Source organism: Nocardia sp. NBC_00565, from assembly GCF_036345915.1.
GTDB lineage: Bacteria > Actinomycetota > Actinomycetes > Mycobacteriales > Mycobacteriaceae > Nocardia.
Map to the genome: position 1 here is coordinate 9224860 of NZ_CP107785.1, position 23123 is coordinate 9247982.

The following is a 23123-nucleotide window of genomic DNA, read 5'->3' on the forward strand; positions in this document are numbered from 1 at the left end:
GATGTAATGACTTAGTGCATTTCAACCCTTACGGAGGCGCGGCGGCCGAAATCGCCGCGCGACTGGTGAACGCGGACCCGAACCGGGATCTGCTGCAGCTGCTCGCCGAATCCGGCTACCAGCCGCTCGGCGCGCTCGATGCCAGTCAGACCGCCGAACTGCGTCGGTGGATCGCTCGGCTCGACGAGGTCTTCACCGCCCCCACGGTCGACCTGCTCAACGCCCTGCTGGCCGAGACGACCAGCCAGCCTTACATCTCCACCCACGATGGCCGATCGCCACACCTGCACTACGCCCGGGAAACCGCGCCCATCGACGAGCGGGTCAAGGCATACACCGCCGCTGGGCTGGCCGAACTGTTCTGCGAGGATCCGGGCCGGATCGGCCGCTGTGCTCGCGATGGCTGTGACCTGGTCTTCGTCGATACCTCGCGCAATGGCAGGCGTCGCTTCTGCTCGACACGGTGCTCGAACCGAGTGCATGTAGCGGAGCATCGAATTCGCCACTCGGCCTGAACGATTCGGACCGCCCAGAACCGGGGCCGAGCCTGCTGTGGCCGGATTGTTATCGCAAACAACAAATATCTTCGCGAATCCGCTGTGCGCCGCGTCACAGTGGAATATGTTGCATCGAACAACATTCGCTCAAGCTCGACTGCCCGGCACGTTCGGGCGGTGGTTCCACGAAAGGCTCACCCTGATGCGTAAGGGGATCCTCGGCATCGCGGCCGTATCGGTCGCGCTTCTCACCTCGCTCACTGCCTGCGGGGATGACAACAAAGACTCCGGTGGGGGCGCCAAGATCGGCGTGATCCTGCCGGACAGCAAGACCTCCGCACGGTGGGAGACGGCGGACCGCAAGTATCTGCAGGCGGCGTTCGACGCGGCGGGCATCAAGGCGGACATCCAGAACGCGCAGGGGGATAAGAACGCCTTCCAGACCATCGCGGATCAGATGATCACCAATGGGGCCTCGGTCCTGATGATCACCAACCTGGACAGCGGCACCGGTAAAGCGGTGATCCAGAAGGCGAAGTCGCAGGGCGTGACCGTCATCGATTACGACCGGCTGACGCTCGGCGGCGGCGCCCCGTTCTACGTGTCCTTCGACAATGTGAAGGTCGGCAAGCTGATGGGGGACGGGCTGGCCAGATGCCTCACCGATAAGAAGGCGGTCAACCCGGTCGTCGCCTACCTCAACGGCGGACCCACCGACAACAACGCGACGCTGTTCAAGAACGGTTACGACAGCGTGCTGAAGCCGAAGTTCGACGCGGGCGAATATGTGAAGGGCCCGGACCAGGCCGTCCCGGAGTGGGATAACACCAAGGCGGGCACCATCTTCGAGCAGATGCTCACCGGCACACCGAATCTCGGTGGCGTGGTCGCGGCCAACGACGGCCTCGGCAATGCCGCGATCGCGGTGCTGAAGAAGCAGAAGCTCAACGGCCAGATCCCGGTCACCGGCCAGGATGCCACGGTGCAGGGCCTGCAGAATGTGCTCGCGGGCGATCAGTGCATGACCGTCTACAAGGCCATCAAGCTGGAGGCCGACGCGGGTGCGAAGCTGGCGATCGCGCTCGCGAAGGGTGAGAAGGGCGAGGCCAACAGCACCGTCGACGATCCCGAGGCCAACGCGAAAGTGCCCGCGGTACTGCTGGAGCCGAAGGCGATCTTCAAGGAGAACGTGAACGACGTCGTCGCGGACGGCTATGTCAGCAAGAGCGAGCTGTGCACCGGTGAATTCGCCAAGCTCTGCGCGGATAACGGGGTCCGCTAGCGACTGCTTGCAGGTCGCTCGAAAGGGTCCGCTAGCGACTGCTTGCAGGTCGCTCGAAAGGGCCAGCTAGCTAGCTGATCGTGTTGCCCCGCCCCTTCCGCGTTCGATGAGGGGACCGCGGAAGGGGCGCCCCAATTGTTGAGGAGCTCCACCCATGCCGGATACCCCGGTCATCGAATTACGCGGGATAGAAAAGAGTTTCGGTCCCGTCCACGTCTTGCACGATGTCGCGTTCGCCGTGTACTCGGGCGAGGTGACGGCGCTGGTTGGCGATAACGGCGCCGGCAAGTCGACCCTGGTCAAGTGCATCGGCGGCACCCATCCGATCGACTCGGGTGAATTCCTGTTCGAGGGCAAGCCGGTGCATGTGCACAACCCGCGCGAGGCCGCCGATCTCGGCATCGAGATCGTGTACCAGGATCTCGCGCTCTGCGACAACCTCGACATCGTGCAGAACATGTTCCTCGGCCGGGAGAAGAAGCACGGTCTCGTCCTCGACGAGTACGGGATGGAGGAATTGGCCGGAAAGACGTTGGCGGGCTTATCGGTCCGCACGGTCAAATCGGTGCGTCAGCAGGTGGCGAGCCTGTCCGGCGGCCAGCGCCAGACCGTCGCGATCGCGAAAGCCGTGCTGTGGAACAGCAAAGTGGTGATCCTGGACGAGCCGACGGCAGCGCTCGGCGTCGCGCAGACGCAGCAGGTGCTCGAGCTGGTCCGCCGGCTCGCCGACAAAGGCCTTGCGGTGGTGTTGATCTCGCACAATATGAACGATGTCTTCGCGGTCTCCGATCGAATCGCCGCGCTCTACCTCGGCCGGATGGCGGCCCAGGTGCGTACCTCCGACGTGACGCACGCGCAGGTCGTCGAACTGATCACGGCGGGCCGCAGCGGAAGTCTCGGCCTCGGAAACGGAGTAAGCGCATGAGCGAACGAAGTGAGCGAATCATGTGTCAGCGTGCCTCGCGCATGCTGGAGCCGAGTGCTAGCGAGGCGCAGGCATGAGCGACGTGGTGATGGATAAGGTCGAGGCCACGTCCTCGCCGGTGACCGAACTGGTCAATTCCTATGTCGGCCGGGTGCGCGGCGGCAATATGGGCGCACTGCCCTCGATCATCGCGCTCGCCGTGCTGTCGGTGGTGTTCTGGATCGCGCGCCCGGTCTTCATGACCCAGGGCAACTTCGCGAATCTGTTCACCCAGGGCGCGGCCATCGCGGTCATCGCCATGGGGCTGATCTTCGTGCTGCTGCTCGGCGAGATCGACCTGTCGGCCGGATTCACCAGCGGTGTCTGCGCGGCGGTGCTCGCGGTGCTGCTCACCGATAAGGGATGGCCCTGGTATGCGGCGGTGCTGGTCGCGCTGCTCACCGGCGTCGCCATCGGCCTGACCATCGGGACGATCGTGGTGAAGATCGGCATCCCGTCCTTCGTGGTGACGTTGGCCGCGTTCCTGGCCTTGCAGGGCGTCGCGCTGAAGATCATGGACAACGGCCGCAATATCTCCATCCACGACGAGACCATCGTCGCCATCGCCAATAAGAATGTGCCGCCACTGCTCGGCTGGGTCATCTACGCGGTGCTGCTCGCGGGATTCGCGGTAATCCAGTTCCGAAAGCTACGGGCCCGCACCAAACTCGGGCTCACCGGTGAGACCGGACCGGTGATCGCGCTGCGCATCGCGGCGGTGGCGATCGTGGGCGGTGCGGCCGTGCTGATCCTCAACGACGAACGCAGCCGCAACCCGGCGCTGCACTCACTCAAGGGCATGCCCATCGTGGTGCCGTTGATCATCGCGCTGCTGCTGCTGTGGACGTTCGTACTCAACCGCACGTCCTTCGGCAGACATATCTACGCGGTCGGCGGCAGCACCGAGGCGGCGCGGCGCGCGGGCATCCCGGTCGATCGGATCAAGATCGCGGCGTTCGTGCTGTGTTCGACGATGGCCGCGGTCGGTGGGCTGATCGCGGCCTCGCGCGCCAACTCCGTCGACCCGAATACCGGTGGCAGCGATGTGTTGCTGACCGCTGTCGGAGCGGCGGTGATCGGTGGCACCAGTCTGTTCGGCGGACGCGGGCGCATGCTCGACGCGGTGCTCGGTGCGGCAGTGGTCGCGGTGATCAATAACGGAATGGGCCTGATGGGCTACAGCGCGGGCACCAAATTCGTTGTGACAGGATTCGTCCTGCTGCTGGCGGCGGGGGTGGACGCCCTGTCGCGTAAGCGTGCGTTGCCAGGTAGTTGACCGAGGACCGGGAGGAGGTTCGCCCGAATGAGAGCTGCACCTTCCCCGGACGAGATCCGGCGGCAGAACCTTGCCGTGCTACTGCGGCATGTGCACCTGAGCGGACCGGTGTCGCGCGCGGTGCTCGCGGAGCGAATGGGGCTCAACCGCAGCACCATTCTGGCGTTGACCGCCGACCTCGCCGCGGCCGGTCTGGTCAGCGAGGAGCTGCCCGGCCAGACGGGTAAGGCCGGGCGGCCATCGTTGGTGGTGCGTCCCGAATCGGAACGGGTGTACGGGCTGGCGTTGGATGTGGGCGCGGACCGGCTCGCGGTTGCCAGGGTCGGGTTGGGTGGGGTGATTCTCGATCGTCGGGAAACACCCCGTCCCAGCGGCACATTCGATCCGAATGACGTGATCACCGCATTGGCCGCCTTGGCGGAGAACATGATTCGCGAATCCGGGCCCGAGACCGTATGTGTGGGTGTGGGAGTCGCGTTCTGCGGGATGGTGCGCGAGCAGGACGGTGTCGTCCGGTACGGCCCGAATATCGGCTGGGTCGATGTGCCGGTCGGTGCGCTGCTGTCCGAGCGGCTCGGTCTGCGCGTCGCGGTCGGCAACAATGCCAACCTCGGCGCGCTCGCCGAATGCGAACGCGGCGTTGGGGTCGGCATCGCGGACATGATCTACCTGCACGGCGAGGTGGGCATCGGCGGCGGCATCATCATGGGCGGCAAGATGCTCGGTGGTGAGGGCGGTTACGGCGGCGAGGTCGGGCACATGATCGTCAATCCTGGTGGGCGGGCCTGCACCTGCGGTTCGCGCGGCTGTCTGGAAGCCGAGGCGGGCGAACTCGCGTTGATCGCGGCCGCCGGGCGCACCGATCTCACCGGCCGCGCGGCGGTCGAGGCGATTGTGGATGCCGCCGCCCGCGGCGACGCCACCGCCCGAGACGCATTGCACCAGATCGGTGATTGGCTCGGCTACGGCGTCGCCAACCTGGTCAACATCTTCAATCCCACCATGGTCATCTTCGGTGGTGTGCTGCGCGAGATCTACCTCGCCTCCGCCGCCCAGGTTCGCAGCCGACTGGCGGTGAACGGCCTGCTCGCCGTCCGCGAGCGCGTCCGGTTGCGTACGTCCGCCCTCGCCGACGACGCCCCCCTGGTCGGCGCCGCCGAACTCGCCTTCGCCGATGTCCTCACCGACCCACTCCAAACCTTGGCCCGCATCTCGCGTCGCTGATCGTCGCTTGGCAGGATCAGGAGATGACCGACCTCATCGCCGCGTTCCGTCGCGAACGGGACGCCGTTCTGGACTTCTGTGCCGGGCTCACGCCGCAGGAGTGGGTGGAGCCGAGCCGGGCCGAGGGCTGGCGGGTGCGTGATGTGATCGCGCATCTCGGCGCGGAGTGTCACCTGAACTTCACCGCGGATGTGCTGGCGGTCGTGCGCTCCCGAAATATCGAGCGGCTCAACGATGATTTCGTTGCCCGACGGGCCGACTGGGAGATCGATCGAGTGGTTGGGGAATTCGCGACGTGGAGTTCGCGGGTCGCCACGGTGGCGCGCGCGACCGGGCGGCGGCCGCTCGCAGCGATCCGTATCCCGATCGGCGAACTCGGTTCCTACCCACTGCGTTTGCTGCCGTCGATCCTTACCTTCGACTTCCATGTCCACCTTCGCCATGACATCGCACCCGCGCTCGGCAAGGAGATCCCATCGACCGATGCGGGGCGGATGGGATCGGTACTGGAGTGGATGCTGCCCCTATTGGCGAACTTCGGGGCGCGTGATCGGATCTGGTTCGATCGGCCGATCGGGTTGAGGCTGACCGGAGACGGCGGCGGTGCATGGCGACTCGAACCGGCCGAGGGCGGACGTTTGTACGTGATTGCCGGTTCCGATGACGATTCCGCGACGCAAATCACCAGTGCCGCAATCAATTTCCCATCCTGGGCGACAACGCGGACCTCGTGGCGATCGCACGAGGTGAACATCGCGGGGGATTTCGAGTACGCCGAACGCTTCCTCGATTCGATCAACCTGGTCTGATCTACGCCCGAGGCACCCGGCCGCCGGGTCCCCGATCCGGGTTCGGCGGTGCAGGTCCAGCCGGTTGCCGAGCGGTCGCTTGGGTGGTTTACCTGCGGAGATATCCGTGCGATGCTTTCGCGGTCGAGCGTGGGGGTTGTGGTTCGAATTCGGGGGGCTGCATGGAGAGACATCCGTCGGGGCTTTCGTATGCGCCGAGGACAGAGCCGCCGTTGTTGCCATATCGGCCGGGCGGGCGTAGTGCGCGGAGAGTGGATTTGCCGCGGGCGGCACCGTGTCGGACCGGGATTACGGGGCGGCATGATCAGACCGGGCGGTCCGGGCCGCCGGGGGTGCGGCGGGCGCTCGGCGCGGGGCATGCCGCAGCGCCTCCGGTTGTCGAATTGGATTCGACTGCACAGCAATTCGTCGAGCGGGCGCTGCGGCTGGCATTGGAGACACTCGACCACCGACGGCCGGTCGCCCACCTCGCCACCATGGCTACGCCCGGTGTGGTCGCCGCGGTGCGGACGCTGGTCCGAGCCGACCTCGCGCCCGGCCGCACGCTAGGCGCCGCGGTGCTGTTCCGGGTGGATCTGATGATGGTCGACGCCGCGACTGCGGAGGTTTGCGCCTCCTATGACCGCGGCCGACAGCATTTCGCCATTGCCGCCCGGATCGCTCACACCCGCGCGACGGGTTGGCGGCTCACCGTCTTTCGCGTGCGCTGAGTCGCTCACCGATTCCCGGTTGTAAAAAGAATACGTACGTCCGTATGCTGACTGAGGTGGGCGACATCAGACACGGCTATGACCAAGTGGCAGATCACTACACCGACGAACTCGCGGATGAATTGCGGCACAAACCACTCGACCGCGGCCTGCTCGACGTGGTCGCCGAATTCGCCACGGACGGGGTGGTCGCCGATATCGGTTGCGGCCCTGCACATGTGGCCGCATATCTTGCCGCCCGCGGTGTGCGCACCATCGGGATGGACCTCTCGCCCGCCATGTGCGCGGCGGCGTGCCGAACCACCTCGGTGCCGGTCGGCGCGGCCGATATGACCGCACTGCCGGTGCGCTCCCAATCGCTGGCAGGCTTGGTCTGCCTGTACGCGGTCATCCACTTGAACGATGACCAGCGTGCCACTGCCTACGCGGAGTTCGCCCGGGTGCTGCGTCCGGGCGCGCACGCCCTCATCGCATTTCACACCAGCGACCCGGACATCCCGGTCGGTGGCGTCAAGACGATCACCGACTGGTGGGGCCACGAGGTCGACCTCACATTCCACTATCTCGACCCGTCCGCCGAGACCGAGGCCATGTCTGCGGCCGGTCTCGTCCTCGGGGCCCGCCTCGACCGCGAACCGCATCGCGACACCGAGCGTCCGAGCCGAGGTAGCTACCTGCTGGTTCAGCGGCTCTGATGCGTCGGCGGTAGGCCGGTTCGGTCGAACCGCATTCGGGCGGAGAGGCGGATTGTGCCGCGAGCATTGCTACTCGATGTGCAGGGTACGGCGACGGATTGTCGCGCGACCCTCTACGGGAGGCGCGCTGTATCGAGACGGGAGGCGCGCTGTATCGAGACCAACTCGACTGCTGAGCGTTTCGGGCGAAATCGCTATGCGGTTCGGGTGGCGCACAGCACGTGGGGTGGGATGGTTGCCGATTGCGGTGTCGGGATGCCGAGATACCCTGCGATGAGATGCGGTGCGCCGCGGTCGTTGATTTGGTCGAACCCGTTCTCCCGCAAGATGTTCGCGATCTCGTCGGCCGTGAAGAAGCTGAGCCAGGGCTCGCCGATGGCGGCGACGCGGTCGGCTCTGGCCGTGCGCTGGACCGTATCCTCGGGCCCGGAAGCCGCAGCGGGATACAGGTAGTCGAATATCAACTGCGTCGGAGTGGCCTGGCCCGCGACGAAACGCAATGTGTCGAGGATCGTCTCCTCGGTCAGGTACATGATGACGCCGAGCCAGACGAAGACGGCCGGTCGACTCCGGTCGAAGTCGGCGGCGGCCAATCCCGCTGCGAGCGTTTGACTTTCGAAGTCGACGGGTGCGAAGGTCAGCGACACCGGGATCTCGATGCCCGCCGACTCGAGCCGTTCGCGCTTCCACGCCTGGGTATCGGGATGGTCGACCTCGAACACGCGCACATCCGGGTACGGGTTGCGGTAGGCGAAGGTATCCAGTCCGGCACCGAGGACCACCACCTGCCGGGTGCCTGCGGCGACGGCATCGGCAATGGTCTCCTCGGCGAAGCGGGCGCGGGCGGCGAGGAACATGCGGCGGCGCCGTCGCAGCGCGCCGTCGGTGTCGTGCTCCTGGATGATCGCGGTATGGAGATCGGCGAGTTCGTCGGGCGTTACGCCCGCGATGCGGATGGCCAGCGGATCGGTGAAGATCCGTGGTTCGCTCGCGATCTGGTGGTAGGCGCGCGCATAAGCGGTGGCGAGGGCGGTGCGACTGGGCTGACCGAGTTGCATACCGCCGAACCTACGTCGGCTTCGTGCGCCGCGCCACCACGGAACTATGCCTCGGTGATGATCAGCGAGGTGGCGATCGGAGCCAGCACCTCGACCAGGTGCGTGATCGGCGGACGGAGATCGGCCAGAATCCATTCGTGTGTGACGCCGTTCACCGCACCGATGAGTGCGCTTGCCGCCCAATTGATTCCGCCATGCACGCGGATGCCGGGGCCCGCGATGGAAAGGAGCAATACCTCGATCACCGCCGCCCAACGGTGGCGGCGTTCGCGGCGGTGCTGTTCCATGCGTTCGCTGACGGCGCGGCCACCGTACTGCCTATCCGCGATGGTCATCGCACCACGGTATCGGTCAGCCCATGATGGCGTTTCCGCCGAACGCGTCCTGCGCGCCGTAGAAGAGCATGAAGACGTAGTACAGAACCGTCGAGATCGGTTCGTTCTGAACGGACATATTCACTCGGTGCTTTCCTGCAACTGCCCGGCGCCAACCGGCCGGTTCGGTATTTCTCGGAAGTTACGGCATATGACGCCTCTCGGCACCCGTAGTCACCGTTCTTCTCGCTCAGCGGCACGACTGTGGTCGCATCGAAGCCTGGTTGCGACCGACGTCACATATGTGCGGCGGTCCCAATTATGTGAGACGGGGTGGTCTCACAGTAGGCGAAGGGGCTGTGAATTGATCAATCCGCTGACGGGTCGCGCCCGGCGAACATCATTCTTCGGCAAGCCGATCGGCGTGAAGTAGTCGATCGGTGGCAGTGCCCGCCGCGAACATTTTCTCGGCGCGGCGGGTGTCCATGTATTCGCGTACGCGGTGGATTAGGCCGGCGCGCAGTTCGAAGATGAAGCAGTAGTTGTTGTCGTAGTGGTTGCCGTTCATCAGGGTTGCGCGCATGCGCTCTTCTAACACGACCGTTGTGTCGGTGGCGGTGATGGCGGTGAAGTCGACGCTGCGGTCGGCGACGAAGATGGTGGGGAATTCGGTGGCCAGGAAGTGCACGATGCGATCTCGGCCGATGAGGTGACTGGTTCCGTCGAGGGCGCGGGCGGTCGGATTATCTGGTGGCGCAAGCCATTCGGCGTCCGGGGTGAATACCGCGGCGATGCGGTCGGGGTCCTGGGTCGCGAATTCGCGCCAGGCTCGCATGATCAGGTCTGTGCTCGTCTGTGCGTCCATGTGGCCAATCCTGGGTGGTCGGCCGCCGTCGATCGCGCCATATCCGGACATGCTGGTGACATGTCCGGATATGTCTCGTCGGTGGGCTGTCCCGGGTGCAGACTCGTGGGATGGGATCGTTCCAGGGCGTCATCACGACCGGCATCTATTGCTTGCCGCCGTGCCCTGGGCGGCCACGGTCGGAGAACGTCGTCACCTTCACGTCGGCGGCGGGCGCCGAGGCGGCAGGCTTTCGGGCCTGTCACCGCTGCCGGCCCTACCGGGGTGAACGAAGGCCGGTCAGCGCATCCGAATTGGTCTGCCGGGCTGTCGATCTCATTGCCGCAGGCGCGCTGGACGACGGTAACGAGGCGGAACTGGCCGCGCGGCTCGCGGTTTCGGAACGTCACCTGCGTCGGATGTTCCACGAGCAGGTCGGGGCGACGCCGGATCAGCTGGCGCGTTCTCGGCGTGCGCATTTCGCGCGGCGGCTGCTGGACGACACCGATCTGTCGGTCACCGATATCGCCTTCGCCGCCGGATTCGGGAGTCTGCGTCAGTGCAACCGAGTGATGGTCGCGACGTTCCGGGCCACACCGCTGGAATTGCGCAAGCGGCGGCGCAAGGCCGATCGCCTGGTCGCCGATGGGGGTCTCGCACTCAGGGTGCCGCTGATCGAGGGCACGAATATCGATCGGCGATTGGCGCAACTTGCCCGTGATGCCGTCGGCGGCATCGAGCACGCCACCACGACGCGCTACCGGCGGACCGTTGAGATGGACGGCAATCCGGGCGTGATCGAAATCAGTTCGGCCGCAACCGATAGCGCGCGACTCATCGTGCACGTGCCGCGGATCGAAGGGTTGATCCACCTCGTAGCCCAGGTCCAACGACTGCTCGCCGGTCACCCATGGGATCCGTATGAGGCCGCCATACGCGATATCGTGGGGGCCGCCGATGTCCTCGACGAGATCGTCACCACATACGGGACACCGGTAGCCGGGCTCGGACAGTTCGGGTTGGCCTATCTCTTCCCGACACCGAACATCCTCGCCACCGCCGACCTCAGCGCCACCGGTCTCGATACCGCTGGCGCACAAGCGATCCGGGCCTATCGGAACCGGCTCGCAGTCGCGAACTAGCCGGTGGTGTCCTCCTGGCACGGGATAGGGCGCACCGTCGAGCGGTCGAGGTCCACAAGGCCAAGACAGCCAAGCAGATCGCCGGACCGATATCGATGCAAGGCGACTCGGAATGCCCCGGCGCGACATGGGGTCGACCAGGACGACCCGAAGATTTACCAAACTCCGTCGAGCAGGCAGATCCTGAACGAGCTACGCCCCTGCGTCGAGGGGGGTGACAACCGTCGGTGCGGGCAACGAGGCACTGTGTATGCCCGGACCATGGCGACGGAGGAGAACCCCGAGGCAGGCCGAGTTTCCGGACGCGTCCTCAGAGCTGAATGGCGGTGGTGAGGCGGAGATCGGCGACCGATCGACCGGTCAACAGGTTGTAGGCCGTGGTGGGCAGCACCCAGTTTTCTGTTGTCTCGTCCCAGGATTCGGCGGCTCTGCGGGGGACGAGGATTCTCGCCTCGATGGTCTCGCCCGGCTCGGCTTCGACGACCGCGAAGGCGGCCAGTCGCCGATCCGGTGCCGGGTCCTGGTCGGCGAAGAGTTCGGTGCGCGCGGCGATATACGTCTGGATTGTCTCGCGGCCGCGACGTTCGCCGGTGTTACGCACGTGGACGGTCAGCGTGCCGAGGAGCTCGCCGGTCGAATCAGGGGTGAAGGCGGCGGACTCGTACTGCCATGTCGTGTAGCCGAGTCCATGCCCGAACCAATAGCCCGGCGCGGTCGAAAGCCGTTGCCAGGCACGGTATCCGATGTAGATGTCCTCTTCGTAGGCAAGGGCCCCATCGGTGGGTGTGACATTCAGGACCGGCGAATCATCTTGGGACGCAGGCCAAGTGGTAGGCAGCCGCCCGCCGGGTTCGGCCCGCCCCAGGAGCACATCGGCGAGTGCCGCACCGCCTTCCTGGCCGGGGAACCAGGTCAGCAGGATCGCCGCCGCGTCCTGGGCCCACGGCATCTGCACGGGCGAACCGGTATTCACCACAACCACGGTGTGTGGATTGGCCGCGATGACCCGTGCGACGAGTTCATCCTGACGGCCGGGCAGAGAAAGCGATGTGCGGTCGAAGCTTTCGCTCTCCACCTCCGGGGTCGTGGCCACGACCACCACCGCCACATCTGCCGAAGCCGCCGCCGCGACAGCTTCGTCGAAGAGCGCATCCGGATCGATATTGGGCTCCTGGTGGCCGAGCGCGAACTTCTCGAAGGCGATGGGCATCTCGGGCAGCATCGTCACGGTATGGGTGAGACTCACCGAAACCGGCTGTCCCGCAGTGAGTTCGACCTCGATCAGCGTCTCGGGCGGTGCGAGGAAGGCGGCCAGTGGATCACCGTCGGGGACGATGGCCTCGTCGAAGTAGGTCTTATTGCCGACGGTCAGCCGGAACGGCCCGATGCCCGCGATGGCCAGGGTGTGGGTTCCGGTCGCCCGAGGCTTGAATGTGCCGGTGACAACGACCGACTCGAGTTCCCCGACCGCGATCCCATCCGGGAATTCCCCGACCCATTCGATAGTGCCCTCCGGCAGTGGATGTTCGCCGAGCAGGCGGCCACCCGCGCCGTGCAGCCGAACCCGCAGGTCGAAGCCATCCTTGGCGGCGGGAATCTTGATCCGTGGATCTGCGCCGAGGGCGTAGACCAGTTCGGTTCGGTCGTCGAACAATGCCCGCAGCCCCGCCAGTGGCGATACCGTGTGCGGCGGGAAAACCTGGGCGCTACCGCCGCCGAGCGCTCTGGCCTGATCGGCGGCGTGGCCGATCAGGGCGATGCGCCTCGGCCGTCGCAGCGGCAGGATGTCGTTCTCGTTGCGCAGCAACACGATCGAGCGCTGCGCGATCTCGTGCGCCAGCGCCTCGCCATCGATCGGCGCGGGCAGTGCGGCTGCGGCGACCACCGGCGGCGCGTCGGTCAGCACTCCGACGCGAGCGGCCAGCCGAAGCATATGCCGTGTCATGCGCTCGACCGTCTCCGCTGGAACCTGTCCGGCGCGAACGGCTTCGGCCAAGGCCGGTCCGAAGACGGTCCGCGGCCCCGGCATCGCGATATCGAGTCCGCCGTTCGCCGCGCCGACGGTGTCGCGGGCGGCGGTCCAGTCGGAGACGATCGCACCGTCGAATCCCCATCGCTCACGCAAGATCTCGTTCTGCAGTGGGCCGTGTTCGGTCATCGTGGTGCCATTGACACTGTTGTACGCCGCCATCAACGCCCACGGCTTCGTCCGCTCGACCACGGCCTCGAATGGTGCGAGATACAGTTCGTGCAAGGCGCGCTGGGATACCCGCACGTCGACGGTGAAGCGGTCGGTCTCGGAATCATTGGCCACGAAATGCTTCGGCGTCGCGGCCACGCCGCCCTCCTGCACACCGGTGACGTAGGCCGCGCCGATCTCCCCGGTCAGCAGCGGATCCTCCGAATAGCACTCGAAGTGCCTACCGCCCAACGGACTTCGGTGCAGATTGAGTGTCGGTGCCAGCAGCATGTGTACACCCTTGCGCCGCGCCTCCTGCGCGAGCAGCCGCCCGGCCCGCCGCGCTAGCGCCGGGTCCCACGTCGCGGCCAGCGCCGTCGGGCTCGGCAGGGCGATCGAGGGATCCTCCGGACTCCAGTGCACGCCGCGCACGCCGATCGGGCCGTCGGACATCACCAGCGAATCCAGGCCGATTTCGGCGATCGCGGGCAACGTCCACATGTCCTGCCCCGCGAGCAGACGGCATCGGGCATCCAGATCCAGTGCGGCCAAAGCCTTTTCGACCGTTGCCTCGCGGTCGGCATGGTGGTTCACCATGATGGTCGACTCCCTTGTCTCGTATGACGCGCGGCATCTACCTCGAAGTATGCTGGAATGACCTAATGCTCGGTAGGTAATGTTATCAATGCGTTATTTGAGGTTCTCTGGGCGAATCAATCGCAGGAAGGTGCGCAGTAGTGCCGGCATGTCTACCTCGTCCGGCGACAGCAACCATTGCTGCTGCAATCCGTCCAGGACGGCGATGAGCAGCGTGGCAGCCTCTTGATGGGAGACGCCGCGCGGCGGGTCACCATCCAGATCGCGTTCGAGCATGGTGGTCAGCATCCGTCGGGTCTGCGCGTAGCGATCGATGAAGTAGTCGCGCGCGGGATGGTCCTGGGTGACGCTCTCGGCCGCCAGCACGGTGAACGACTGCACGATGCCGGGGCGCTCGGCATTGCGCTCCACCAGGTCGGCGAGGAAATCCAGGGTCGTCGCGCTGCCCTGTGCGGTGGCCAGCAGGACGTCGAGATCGTTCTGGTCACGCAGCGCCAGCACATTCGCCAGCAGGTCCTGTTTATTGGGGAAGTAGTGCAGCACGCCCTGCTGGCTGAGTCCGACCCGCTCGGCGACGATCGCGATGGTCGCCCCCTGGTAGCCGCGTTCGGCGAAGACCTCGAGGGCCGCCTGCAGGATCGCCGCGCGCCGATCCTCATGACCGGCACGACCCTGCGGGCGACCGGCGGCCCGTGTCATGCGCTGCGCTCTTCTACGTCCATCATTTGCAGGGTAGCGAACCGCCGTTGACATCAGTGTGAAGCGCCGACGCGCGTGCCGTGCCGACGGTGACCGGACGCGCCGCGTTATCGCAGTGCGGCGACAACCTGTTTCGCGATGTTCTCCTCACCAAAGGTGTTGGGGTGCAAGGGAACGAACGATGGAGTCGATAGCGACGGGATCAGGCCGTTGATCCACTGCTCCTCGGGTGCCGCGCACATATCGTGGCCGATGCTGGAGGTCGCGGTATCGACGAAAATCGCGCCGTGCTCGGCGGATACCTTGCGCAACAGTGCATTGAGGTTGACCAGCACGGCCTGGAGGTAGTCGGCGTCGCGCGGCCAGGCGGGCTGTTGTGCGGGGCAGGCGCCCGGCTGCGAGGCGGTGGGGTATCCGACGATCACCACGGTTGCTTGCGGTGCGCGCGAACGGATTTCGTCGATGGCGGTGCCGTATACGGGTGCCAGCGCGGTGGTCCGTTCCGCGAAGGTGTCGACGCCGTCCGCGGTGAAGGCGTCCGCGCAGGATGTGCCGTTGGGCTCCGGCAGGAGATTGCCGCACAGCAGCGCCTGCTTCGCCAGGCCGATGTCGTTGCCACCCATCGTCATGGTGACCAGCGTGGTGTCGGGCGTGAGGGCATCGAACTGCGGCGCTGCGGCTCCGCTGACAATGCCGCGCTGTGGTTCGGTGAGTTCATCCAGTGTGGCCCCGCCGCAGGTCACGTCCTTGAAGGTCGCGACGCCCAGCTCCTTCGCGACCAGCGACGGATAGTTGACCGCCGAGCGTAAACATGTGGTGATGTCGGCTTGTGGAAACACCCCCGCGCCCGCGGCGAAGGAATCACCCAGGGCGACATAGTGGACGCCCTCGGCCGGATCGGCGGTGGCTTGCCCGGCAATTGCCACGCTCGCCCCGAGCGTCATCGTGGTGGCGATGACCGCCGGTCCCACCTTTACGAGCAGGTGCTTCCAGCTGTCAAGAACTTGCATTGTGTCTCCTCGTGAACCCATGACCGGATGAATTCGGGGCGAAGCCCGGGAAGTAACTCACCCCGAGGTTCGGACCCGGTATCACGTCCGGCCTATGCGGGCAGAGTCTAGCCATGATCCGGTAATTGTGAATAACTTCTCGCGAACTTCTTGGACGGCCGCCCAGGTTGTCTGCGTGCCGTGGGCCCCGGAACCTCGGGGCATGTTGGGAGGTGGGGGATTTCGCCGCCCAGGGGGCGAGCGCCTCGCGTTCAGTGGCCATACGTCTAGATGGGGCACTGTTGAGTTCCTCACTATTCGGCCGCTACCTGCGAAAAGCCCGGCGGCGCCGGGCATTCGGGTTGACACCACCCGGTCCCGTTGTCTACCGTCGCTATTGTTCGCGCTGAGTCATCGCCCGCCTCGGCATTCGTGGTGGACCGCCGTTCATGCGGCTTCGCCATATGTTTCGACTGCGGGGAGGCTGTCGTTATTGCCGCACATTCGTCGACGTTCGTCGCATTCACGGAGAAATACGGCGCACCGTTCTTCGCGCCTCGGGAATAAGACCCCTGCGCCCTTTCGTGAACGCCAAGACTCCACCAGTTCATTTCGACGTTAGGCGCCAGGTTGTCCGTCTCGATCTCACCCGCCAAGTCCGTGGACGAGCTCCCGGGTCCGAGCCGATGGCCGTTGCTGGGGAATCTCCCGCAGATGCGCCCATCGCTGCTGCACCACCAGTTCGACGAGTGGTGCGATGAATACGGCCCGCTCTACCAGCTGCGGATGCCGGGGCGACGGATCGTTGTCGTCAGCGATCCCGACCTGAATCGGGAGATCCTGCGCGACCGCCCCGGTGGGTTCCGGCGGCAGTCGGCGATCGAATCGGTCATGGACGAGATGGGATCCAACGGATTGTTCTCGCTGGAGGGTGACGCGTGGCGGCTACGCCGTCGGCTGGCCATGCCCGCCTTCAACGCCGCGCATCTGCGCAGCTTCCATCCCACCCTGGAGACGATCACCGGACGGCTGCGCCGACGCTGGGAACAGCACTCGCCCAAGGACATTCGCGGCGATCTGACGCGATACACGGTAGATGTCACCGCCAAGCTGACCTTCGACTACGACATCAACACCATCGAGCAGTCCGGCGACATCATCCAGCGGCACCTGGAACTGATCTTCCCGCTCATCAACCGGCGGATCAACAGCCCGGTCCCGTACTGGCGCTACGTCAAGCTCCCCGGCGACCGGGCACTGGAGCGCGCGTTGGCCGCACTGCGCACCGACCTGGCCGCCGTCATCGGTCGAGCGCGCGCGAATTCGCCGCAGCAGCCGACCAATTTCATCGAGGCATTCCTGCTGGCGCAGGACGACAGTGCCTCCTTCACCGATGACGAGCTGTTCGCCGAGGCGCTCACCATCCTCATCGCCGGTCAGGACACCACCAGCAATGCGATGGCCTGGCTGCTCTACCACCTTGCGGGCAATCCCGCTGTGCAGGAACGGATTCGGGATGAGGTCACCGAGATTCCCTCGGCGCTGGGCCGTCAGCCCTACCTGGAAGCCGTAGTCGTGGAGTCGATGCGGCTGCGCCCGACAACCCCCATCGTCGGCCTGGAGGCCGTCAAGTACTACATCCGGGCCGCGAAGCAGCATATGGGGGAGATGGCCCCGAACGAGGTCATCGGCTACGGACTCGCGGTCACCCTGCCATGGATCCTGGGCCTCAGCTTCGGCCGCACCAACACCGCCGCATCCCACCCCATGGGCATCTCCAATGTGCCGGGACCCCGAAACCCGCTGTACTGGAACGGTGCTCGGCTCGAGACGATCTACCCGATCTCGCTCCTGATGCACGGCAACCCGCTGAACTTCACTTGCATCGGCTATCAGGGCGGGCTGCATTTCGGCGTCCTCGGCGTCCAGGACAAGCTGCCCCCGATGGCGTACCTCACCGCCGCCATGGATGTCGCAGTCGATGAACTCGCCGATCTGCTCCTGCCGGACGAGGTTCGCACACCGCTCGCTGCGGGGTGAGGTGATGTCGAACTACGCCGTGGCGATCATCGGCTCAGAATTCAGCTGGGCCCCAGTCGATTACGCACCGGACTGAGGCCGTTGACCGTGGTCAGTCGGGCAGACGGTTACTCGGTGGGCCGGGTGAACTCGCCGTCTTGCATGCCTGCTGTGAAGGCATCCCGCTCGCCGTGTACGAACACCAGTGCAGCGCCAGGTATCCGGTGCGAGTTCGGGGCTGGCCTGCCCAACTATGGACTGCTGCAACACTTTCCGGGAACAGGTGCCGATCACGGTGCAGTCCCCGATGGCGTCGAGGCAGAATGGGCGCGGTGGACCTGGATATCCTGAGATTGCTCGCCCGGCATCGAACGCCGGTGTTGACCACGATCGCGCAGTGGGCAATGGACATCGGGACCAACGACTTGATTCTACTGCTCGCGGGACTGGCGATGCTCGGTGTGGTGATCGCCGGACGCTGGTGGCAGCAGGGGATCGCGATCGGCGCCTCGGTATTGGTGGCGCAGGCGTTGGCCAGAGGATTGAAGGGCATAATCGCGCGGGCGCGGCCTCCTGCGGACCTCGCGGTGGTCCAGGTCGGGGCGTTTTCGATGCCGTCGACAGTAGCTGCGATGACCGCAGCCCTCGCGGTGGCCCTGTACTCCATCGTGCCCTGGCGAGTAGGTCATCGGCGCCCGGCAGCGGGACTGCTCGTGACGTTTGTCGTGCTGATCGGATTCGCGATGGTCTATCTCGGGGCGCATTGGCCGACCGACGTGCTGGCCGGATGGAGCGTGGGGATGGTCGTCGGCGTCGCCGTCGTCCGGCTGACGCGAACGATGAGTCGCTAGGACGTCGGGGGCGATGTCGATTTCAGGGGGCGGATTGTGGGTCGTGTTCGCTGAAGATGGTGGCGTGACGGAGAGTTCCCGACAGGCCGGGTAGTTCGCGAGGTGTGGTCCAGGTGCGGAAGGTGTCGCGGCTGTCGCTGTAGAAGTACTTGCCTTCGGTGTAGGCGTCGAAAAAGATGCGCCAGCCACCATCGGGGAGTTGTATCAGCGACTGCCCTTCCCTCGGCGCGCCCCACCCGGCCCAATCACCTATTCCGACAAACACATACGGCCCCAGCGGGTTGTCGGCGACCGCCAATTCGATGTATTTGGTGGTTTCGTTCTTCGTGAACGCGAAGTAGCGGCCGTCCACGACCACCACGGTTGTGTCGATATAGCCGATCGCGGTCGTATCGAGCGGGTTCGGCGCCAGACCTGCCATCCGGGCCGGCGCACCCCACGACCGCAACGACACATCGGTGGCCGTCATCAGGAATGGGGTGAAACGCAGCCCGTTGGACATGGACACGATCACGTTGACGCGCCCATAGACGTCGACGAACCACTCCGGAGCCCAGCACGCTTCCACACCGAGCATCGGAATCGTGTAGTCGTACAAGTACGTCCAGGTGACACGGTCAGTACTGCGGGCGAATCCGATAGTGTGGCCGTCCCCGGACGCGGTGTAGGTCAGGTAGTAGTCGTCATCGACATTGCGGAAGATGCTCGGGTCACGCATGATCCCCGACGGCGGTCGGTAGGCGGGACCGCGTAACAGCCGGAATTTCGTCGCATCAGTCGATTCGTAGACATACAGGTCGGTTTCGCTACCGTTGGTGAAACCGGTCATCGTGTACCGCACCGCCGACGACGACGGCGCGGCGGCCGCGTTGCGACTCGCCCACCCTAGGCTCAGAGGCAGATTCGCCGACAGCACCAGCAAGGACCGGCGGCACATCTTCGGCGTCGTCATCGCAGCGATTATCCCTGCTTGTTCGCTCTCGATTCGATGACACGCCACAAAGCGGCCCTGCACTTCCCCGGCCACACCGATCTGCTCACCAGCCTGGCCGACACGGCAGCCACCTTCCGCGGCGTCGAAATCCCCGACACCGGCCACTATCTGGCCGAGGAACAACCCGGCCGAGTCGCCACCGCCCTGCTGGACTTTTTCGATTGACCCGCAGGCCCGACAATCGACGCGCTCTAGTGGTCGTCACTAGGCCGCGCAGCGCCCTGGCCTGGCGCGACCAGGTGGAACACCGTGTCAGTGGCCGTGTCAGACCGGCGTCAGGGTGGTGTCAGGTCAGGCGCTGATAGTTGCTGCCATGACGAAGAACAGCACTTCCTCGAACAGTTCGAAGTGGACCGGCATGGTGGCGGTCGACGATACGGCCCTGGCCGTCACCGACACCGGCGGTCCCGGTATCCCCGTGGTCTACCTCAATGGCCAGTTCGCCACTCAGGGGTACTGGCGCAAGGTCATCGCCGACCTCGGTCCCGGTTTTCGGCACATCACCTTCGACGAGCGGGCCCGCGGCAAATCGGAGAAGTCGGCCGACTATTCCTTCGCCACGTGCGTGCGCGACGTCGATGCCGTGCTGGCGGCCAGGGGGGTGGACCGGGCGCTGGTGGTGGGCTGGTCCTACGGGGCGTACGTCGCGGCGCACTGGGCCAGCCGGAATCCGGACCGTGCCTTGGCTGCGGTCTTGGTCGACGGCGCGTGCCCGTACGACTGGCTCGACGAGGCCATGGAACAGCGGATCCGCAAGCTGTTCAAGCGGTTGAGCTGGATCCTGCCGCTGCTGCGCCCGACAGGCCTGACCCCGCGGCTGACCGCCGAACAGCAGGCGAACAGCAACATCGAGCTCGGCAGGATCTCCCGCGAGCGCGAGCTGGGCCCCGTGCTGGACAACATCACCGTCCCGGTGCGGTACGTGGTTGCTTCGGGGACGTCCTTCGGAAGCCGCGGTGATGAGCAAGAACGGATACGCACCAGCCTCGATGCGGTGACCGCCCGCAACTCGAACATCCAGATCAGCGCGAAGGTCGCCAGCAACCACGGTGCCATCCTGCGCAAGGACTTCCGCGCCGTCGCCGAGGCCGTACGTGAGACGGCAGCGGCCCATGACCAGGAGGTTTCGCCGAGCTGAGCAATCTAGATACCACCCCCGACCGTATTTCACCATCCGTCCGTTCAATTGAATTGCACCACAACAGATTTGAAGGAGCACACCACCATGTCCAGCACCCTTACCGACCAGGACAAGAGCACCCTGCGGACCGCCGCGTACGGTGCCGTGTCGCTGATGGCCGCCGCTGATGCCACCGGCAAGCCCCACAAGGTCGCCACGAACGGTTCCATCGCCCTGTACTCCGCGACCGGCCCGATCGGGCACGTGCTCGCCGCGAAGTCGAAGGACATCAAACTGAAGGGCAAGTCCGTCGCCGAACTCGCCGATCACGTACTGCCGGCCCTGACCGCCGCCATGAGCCTGCTCGAAAAGCAGGACCCGGCAGAAGCCGACAACTTCCGCAGCACCGTCCTCGTCGCCATCGAAGCAGCCACCCGGACCCACCACGGCCAGCCCAGCCCCACCCTGGCCGAGATGTCCCGCAAAATCACCGAAGCCCTCAACGCCGCCTGATCGGACGCCCGGTAAGTCCGGAGACGTCGAGCCCATACCGTTCAGCTCCAACGGGACCGAGACGGACGAACCGCCGTCGGAATTCATGGGCAACTCGGCATCGCAAACCGCCCAAGTGCTCTCGAAACTCACGAACATAGCTCCAGGTTTGGCCGGTCTGTCGGTATTGCTCGACTGGGATGGGTTTGATACCGGCGCGCATTCGCGAGGTGTACAGGATGTCGTCGAGGTGGTCGATCTCGTGTTGGATCAGCCTCGCGATCGCGTCTCGGTATTCACGGGTAATCAGTTCCCCTGTGAGAGTGGTTGATTCGACGACTATGCGCAGTGGTCGTGGTACCAGACCACGGACGTCGAAAAAGCTCAGGCAGCCCTCGTACCGCTCGTCCTGTTCATCGGAGCGGGCCACGATCTGCGGGTTCAGCAGAACCTGACCCGGAAGTTCCCTGTGACCGACAGACCGGTCTCATGGCCGCCCTGGCACGCAGCTTGCTGATCACCTCCTGATTCGTCGGGTCGTTCGACGAGCTGGCCAGTTGGCGGACAGCTCGGGGTCGATCACATTCCGGAAACCGTTGCGTCGCTTCTCACTTTGCGGCTCGGGTGAGAAGATCTTCGCTGCGTCCCCCACCATCGTGAACTGCGACCGATAAGAATCACTATGGGTCTGCCGAGCGCATCAAGTGGTAGCGGTGTGTGGTCAGTTGGAGACGGCATCATCATCCGCGGTGGCCCAGACCCACTCGCGCCCCTCCGCCTGGTGAACACTCAGGCCGGAGCAGGGCCGGCACTGACCACAACTCATCGAACAATGGGAAGAACACCACACCGATCGCGGCAAAGCTCCCGCCAACATCAAGGGCTGGCTGAAGACGAAGAATATTCTTCCGCAAGACAACTCGGCACTGGATGAACGTATTCGAGATGCTTCGGTGAAGGCAGGCGAGAGCGACGACGTCTCGCTGCACGAGGATCTGCGGAAACTCGCATCGGTACTCGGGAGGCCGATCAGTCGGCCGTCCAAATTGCCAGCTCACCATTCGGCATACATACGACCCGATAACCGTTCGGACCTACGAGTGTCCATGCCTCGTATTCCTTATCTGCCGGGACCACGAGCCGGTTCCCGGAGTCCAAGTCGATGGTCAGAGTTCCTGAAGAATTCACGACAGCGGAAGTGATCGCGCCGCGAAGGATGGGTTCGAGATCGCTCTGCGAACCGCCCCCGTTCGCGAGCGCAACAGACCATCGGTCGCCTCGGCTGGATTCGATCTCCATATCTCCCTCGATCTGGAGTTCGAATCCGCCGCCGGTCGAGACCTCGACCATGTACTCGCTGGCAGCGACCGAGACGCGCTGTCCGGTTATCGGCAATTCCATTACCATCCTTGTGGCTTGGGGAAAATGTCGCACGAGACGATGGACAGCCTGTGGTCGACGCCAGGGGCTGGGTGAAGGGGAGCTGACCGGTGCAACGCCTCGAATTGAGTTCTGTGGACGGTATCCGGCTGGACTTCGCGGTCCACCACTCCACGGTCGAGCCCCCACTAGGAGTGGTGCTGTTAGTGCATGGCATCACGGTGGACATGGACGAGGGCGGGGGCATGTTCGTCCGGTTGGCGCAGCAGTTGGTGTCGCAGGGGTTCGATGTCGTGCGGTTCTCCTTCCGAGGGCACGGTGCGAGCGGTGGAACTCAGCAGGGTGTGACGATCGCCGGTGAATGCCTGGATCTGCAGGCCGCAGTGACCGCGGTCCGCGAGCGATTCGCTCGGCAGCAAATGTCGATTGTGGCGGCGAGCTTCGGTGCCGTGTCGACGGCACTGTCGCTGTCGTGGCTCGACGATCTCTATCGGTTGGTGCTGTGGAATCCGGTGCTGGATCTGCGGCGCACGTTTCTGGTTCCGGAGTTGGCGTGGGGCGAGGAGAATTTCGGCGCTGTTGGGCGGAAATATCTGGCCGACAATGGTTTTCTGCTTGTCGACGGTGAGTTCCAGCTCGGCCGTGTCCTGTTCACTGAGTTCGCGCTTTACCAGCCGCTGGACGACTTCCTCGCAGCAGACGTGTCGACGCTGATCGTGCACGGCGACCACGACACGGCAGTGTCGTATGACGTCGCTGCCCAGGCCGCGCGATCACGATCACATACCACGCTGTGCACGATTGCCGGGTCGGACCACGGATTCGACTCGCGGGCGCGCGAAGACCAAGCGATCAGCACGACCGTCGACTGGCTGCTCGAACAGTCGATGTCGTGACGAGCGTGAAGCTCTCGCAACTGTATGCGCCGATCCGAGCCATGGGGCAAGAACGCGGCGCGCACTCTATGTAATGGACACGGCCCCAGTCC

The 23123-nt window shown here is 65.0% G+C and carries 24 protein-coding genes; 15 read left to right on the plus strand and 9 right to left on the minus strand.

Annotated features, from left to right (window positions below; genetic code table 11):
• Nucleotides 1-14 precede the first annotated feature (14 nt).
• The 8 genes from OG874_RS42295 to OG874_RS42330 all read left to right on the plus strand — a co-directional run bounded on the left by OG874_RS42295 (nt 15) and on the right by OG874_RS42330 (nt 7457).
• The gene (locus OG874_RS42295; protein WP_330252620.1) at nt 15-515 is read left to right on the plus strand and encodes a CGNR zinc finger domain-containing protein; all 501 of its coding nucleotides are present in this window, start codon (nt 15-17) and stop codon (nt 513-515) included.
• Between the two features lie 184 nt (nt 516-699).
• Nucleotides 700-1779, plus strand: a complete 1080-nt coding sequence (locus OG874_RS42300) for a sugar ABC transporter substrate-binding protein (protein WP_330252621.1) — start codon at nt 700-702, stop codon at nt 1777-1779.
• Nucleotides 1780-1933: 154 nt separating this feature from the next.
• Nucleotides 1934-2704, plus strand: a complete 771-nt coding sequence (locus tag OG874_RS42305) for an ATP-binding cassette domain-containing protein (protein WP_330252622.1) — start codon at nt 1934-1936, stop codon at nt 2702-2704.
• A gap of 73 nt (nt 2705-2777) precedes the next feature.
• Nucleotides 2778-4019, plus strand: a complete 1242-nt coding sequence (locus OG874_RS42310; RefSeq protein ID WP_330252623.1) for a sugar ABC transporter permease — start codon at nt 2778-2780, stop codon at nt 4017-4019.
• Nucleotides 4020-4046: 27 nt separating this feature from the next.
• Nucleotides 4047-5243: an ROK family protein gene (locus tag OG874_RS42315; protein WP_330252624.1), complete on the plus strand. Its 1197-nt coding sequence runs from the start codon at nt 4047-4049 to the stop codon at nt 5241-5243.
• A 23-nt stretch (nt 5244-5266) separates the two neighbouring features.
• A complete protein-coding gene (locus OG874_RS42320) occupies nt 5267-6052 on the plus strand; it encodes a maleylpyruvate isomerase N-terminal domain-containing protein (protein ID WP_330252625.1) in 786 nt (261 codons plus the stop codon).
• 383 nt (nt 6053-6435) lie between these two features.
• Nucleotides 6436-6762 (plus strand): Rv3235 family protein, encoded by a 327-nt coding sequence (locus OG874_RS42325; RefSeq protein ID WP_330252626.1) that lies wholly within the window; start codon nt 6436-6438, stop codon nt 6760-6762.
• A gap of 56 nt (nt 6763-6818) precedes the next feature.
• A complete protein-coding gene (locus tag OG874_RS42330; protein WP_330252627.1) occupies nt 6819-7457 on the plus strand; it encodes a class I SAM-dependent methyltransferase in 639 nt (212 codons plus the stop codon).
• Nucleotides 7458-7651: 194 nt separating this feature from the next.
• Here the strand turns inward: OG874_RS42330 and OG874_RS42335 are convergent, their stop codons facing one another.
• From OG874_RS42335 to OG874_RS42345, 3 genes are all read right to left on the minus strand, one after another.
• Entirely contained in the window at nt 7652-8515 is an 864-nt protein-coding gene (locus OG874_RS42335; protein WP_330252628.1) for a class I SAM-dependent methyltransferase, read from the minus strand.
• Nucleotides 8516-8559: 44 nt separating this feature from the next.
• A complete protein-coding gene (locus tag OG874_RS42340; RefSeq protein WP_330252629.1) occupies nt 8560-8850 on the minus strand; it encodes a hypothetical protein in 291 nt (96 codons plus the stop codon).
• A 379-nt stretch (nt 8851-9229) separates the two neighbouring features.
• Nucleotides 9230-9694, minus strand: coding sequence for a nuclear transport factor 2 family protein (locus OG874_RS42345; RefSeq protein ID WP_330252630.1), 465 nt, complete (start codon nt 9692-9694; stop codon nt 9230-9232).
• Nucleotides 9695-9804: 110 nt separating this feature from the next.
• On the opposite strand from OG874_RS42345, the gene OG874_RS42350 reads away from it, so the two are divergent.
• Nucleotides 9805-10815, plus strand: coding sequence for a helix-turn-helix domain-containing protein (locus OG874_RS42350; RefSeq protein WP_330252631.1), 1011 nt, complete (start codon nt 9805-9807; stop codon nt 10813-10815).
• A gap of 310 nt (nt 10816-11125) precedes the next feature.
• On the opposite strand, the gene OG874_RS42355 is transcribed toward OG874_RS42350, so the two are convergent.
• The 3 genes from OG874_RS42355 to OG874_RS42365 form a co-directional block, all read right to left on the minus strand.
• On the minus strand, nt 11126-13591 hold the full coding sequence (locus tag OG874_RS42355) for a beta-glucosidase family protein (RefSeq protein ID WP_330252632.1): 2466 nt from the start codon (nt 13589-13591) through the stop codon (nt 11126-11128).
• Between the two features lie 93 nt (nt 13592-13684).
• Nucleotides 13685-14290 (minus strand): TetR/AcrR family transcriptional regulator, encoded by a 606-nt coding sequence (locus OG874_RS42360; RefSeq protein ID WP_330252633.1) that lies wholly within the window; start codon nt 14288-14290, stop codon nt 13685-13687.
• Nucleotides 14291-14397: 107 nt separating this feature from the next.
• Nucleotides 14398-15300 (minus strand): SGNH/GDSL hydrolase family protein, encoded by a 903-nt coding sequence (locus tag OG874_RS42365; RefSeq protein ID WP_330252634.1) that lies wholly within the window; start codon nt 15298-15300, stop codon nt 14398-14400.
• Between the two features lie 639 nt (nt 15301-15939).
• Here OG874_RS42365 and OG874_RS42370 point away from each other — a divergent pair.
• Both OG874_RS42370 and OG874_RS42375 read left to right on the plus strand, forming a co-directional pair.
• Entirely contained in the window at nt 15940-17319 is a 1380-nt protein-coding gene (locus OG874_RS42370; protein WP_330257652.1) for a cytochrome P450, read from the plus strand.
• Nucleotides 17320-17630: 311 nt separating this feature from the next.
• Nucleotides 17631-18149, plus strand: coding sequence for a phosphatase PAP2 family protein (locus OG874_RS42375; protein WP_330252635.1), 519 nt, complete (start codon nt 17631-17633; stop codon nt 18147-18149).
• A gap of 22 nt (nt 18150-18171) precedes the next feature.
• On the opposite strand, the gene OG874_RS42380 is transcribed toward OG874_RS42375, so the two are convergent.
• Nucleotides 18172-19101: a glycoside hydrolase gene (locus OG874_RS42380; protein ID WP_330252636.1), complete on the minus strand. Its 930-nt coding sequence runs from the start codon at nt 19099-19101 to the stop codon at nt 18172-18174.
• Between the two features lie 36 nt (nt 19102-19137).
• On the opposite strand from OG874_RS42380, the gene OG874_RS42385 reads away from it, so the two are divergent.
• The 3 genes from OG874_RS42385 (at nt 19138) to OG874_RS42395 (ending at nt 20776) form a co-directional block, all read left to right on the plus strand.
• Nucleotides 19138-19308 (plus strand): alpha/beta fold hydrolase, encoded by a 171-nt coding sequence (locus OG874_RS42385; RefSeq protein ID WP_330252637.1) that lies wholly within the window; start codon nt 19138-19140, stop codon nt 19306-19308.
• Between the two features lie 148 nt (nt 19309-19456).
• The gene (locus OG874_RS42390) at nt 19457-20281 is read left to right on the plus strand and encodes an alpha/beta fold hydrolase (RefSeq protein ID WP_330252638.1); all 825 of its coding nucleotides are present in this window, start codon (nt 19457-19459) and stop codon (nt 20279-20281) included.
• Nucleotides 20282-20368: 87 nt separating this feature from the next.
• Nucleotides 20369-20776: a hypothetical protein gene (locus OG874_RS42395; protein WP_330252639.1), complete on the plus strand. Its 408-nt coding sequence runs from the start codon at nt 20369-20371 to the stop codon at nt 20774-20776.
• On the opposite strand, the gene OG874_RS45005 is transcribed toward OG874_RS42395, so the two are convergent.
• Both OG874_RS45005 and OG874_RS42400 read right to left on the minus strand, forming a co-directional pair.
• On the minus strand, nt 20763-21203 hold the full coding sequence (locus OG874_RS45005) for a peptide deformylase (protein WP_442943480.1): 441 nt from the start codon (nt 21201-21203) through the stop codon (nt 20763-20765). The two genes, OG874_RS42395 and OG874_RS45005, sit on opposite strands and share 14 nt — an antisense overlap.
• 581 nt (nt 21204-21784) lie before the next feature.
• A complete protein-coding gene (locus OG874_RS42400; protein WP_330252640.1) occupies nt 21785-22156 on the minus strand; it encodes a DUF6188 family protein in 372 nt (123 codons plus the stop codon).
• 89 nt (nt 22157-22245) lie between these two features.
• On the opposite strand from OG874_RS42400, the gene OG874_RS42405 reads away from it, so the two are divergent.
• Nucleotides 22246-23031: an alpha/beta hydrolase family protein gene (locus OG874_RS42405; protein ID WP_330252641.1), complete on the plus strand. Its 786-nt coding sequence runs from the start codon at nt 22246-22248 to the stop codon at nt 23029-23031.
• The last annotated feature ends 92 nt before the right edge of the window (nt 23032-23123 follow it).

Excerpts from the sequence above, each read along its gene's own strand:
- OG874_RS42335 (WP_330252628.1), bottom strand. The coding sequence starts at position 8,515 with ATGCAACTCGGTCAGCCCAGTCGCACCGCCCTCGCCACCGCTTATGCG.
- OG874_RS42365 (WP_330252634.1), bottom strand. The coding sequence starts at position 15,300 with ATGCAAGTTCTTGACAGCTGGAAGCACCTGCTCGTAAAGGTGGGACCG.
- OG874_RS42340 (WP_330252629.1), bottom strand. The coding sequence starts at position 8,850 with ATGACCATCGCGGATAGGCAGTACGGTGGCCGCGCCGTCAGCGAACGC.
- OG874_RS42390 (WP_330252638.1), top strand. The coding sequence starts at position 19,457 with ATGACGAAGAACAGCACTTCCTCGAACAGTTCGAAGTGGACCGGCATG.
- OG874_RS42345 (WP_330252630.1), bottom strand. The coding sequence starts at position 9,694 with ATGGACGCACAGACGAGCACAGACCTGATCATGCGAGCCTGGCGCGAA.
- OG874_RS42310 (WP_330252623.1), top strand. The coding sequence starts at position 2,778 with ATGAGCGACGTGGTGATGGATAAGGTCGAGGCCACGTCCTCGCCGGTG.
- OG874_RS42350 (WP_330252631.1), top strand. The coding sequence starts at position 9,805 with ATGGGATCGTTCCAGGGCGTCATCACGACCGGCATCTATTGCTTGCCG.
- OG874_RS42360 (WP_330252633.1), bottom strand. The coding sequence starts at position 14,290 with ATGACACGGGCCGCCGGTCGCCCGCAGGGTCGTGCCGGTCATGAGGAT.
- OG874_RS42315 (WP_330252624.1), top strand. The coding sequence starts at position 4,047 with ATGAGAGCTGCACCTTCCCCGGACGAGATCCGGCGGCAGAACCTTGCC.
- OG874_RS42355 (WP_330252632.1), bottom strand. The coding sequence starts at position 13,591 with ATGGTGAACCACCATGCCGACCGCGAGGCAACGGTCGAAAAGGCTTTG.
- OG874_RS42305 (WP_330252622.1), top strand. The coding sequence starts at position 1,934 with ATGCCGGATACCCCGGTCATCGAATTACGCGGGATAGAAAAGAGTTTC.
- OG874_RS42300 (WP_330252621.1), top strand. The coding sequence starts at position 700 with ATGCGTAAGGGGATCCTCGGCATCGCGGCCGTATCGGTCGCGCTTCTC.
- OG874_RS42400 (WP_330252640.1), bottom strand. The coding sequence starts at position 22,156 with ATGGAATTGCCGATAACCGGACAGCGCGTCTCGGTCGCTGCCAGCGAG.
- OG874_RS42320 (WP_330252625.1), top strand. The coding sequence starts at position 5,267 with ATGACCGACCTCATCGCCGCGTTCCGTCGCGAACGGGACGCCGTTCTG.
- OG874_RS42385 (WP_330252637.1), top strand. The coding sequence starts at position 19,138 with ATGACACGCCACAAAGCGGCCCTGCACTTCCCCGGCCACACCGATCTG.
- OG874_RS42380 (WP_330252636.1), bottom strand. The coding sequence starts at position 19,101 with ATGACGACGCCGAAGATGTGCCGCCGGTCCTTGCTGGTGCTGTCGGCG.
- OG874_RS42395 (WP_330252639.1), top strand. The coding sequence starts at position 20,369 with ATGTCCAGCACCCTTACCGACCAGGACAAGAGCACCCTGCGGACCGCC.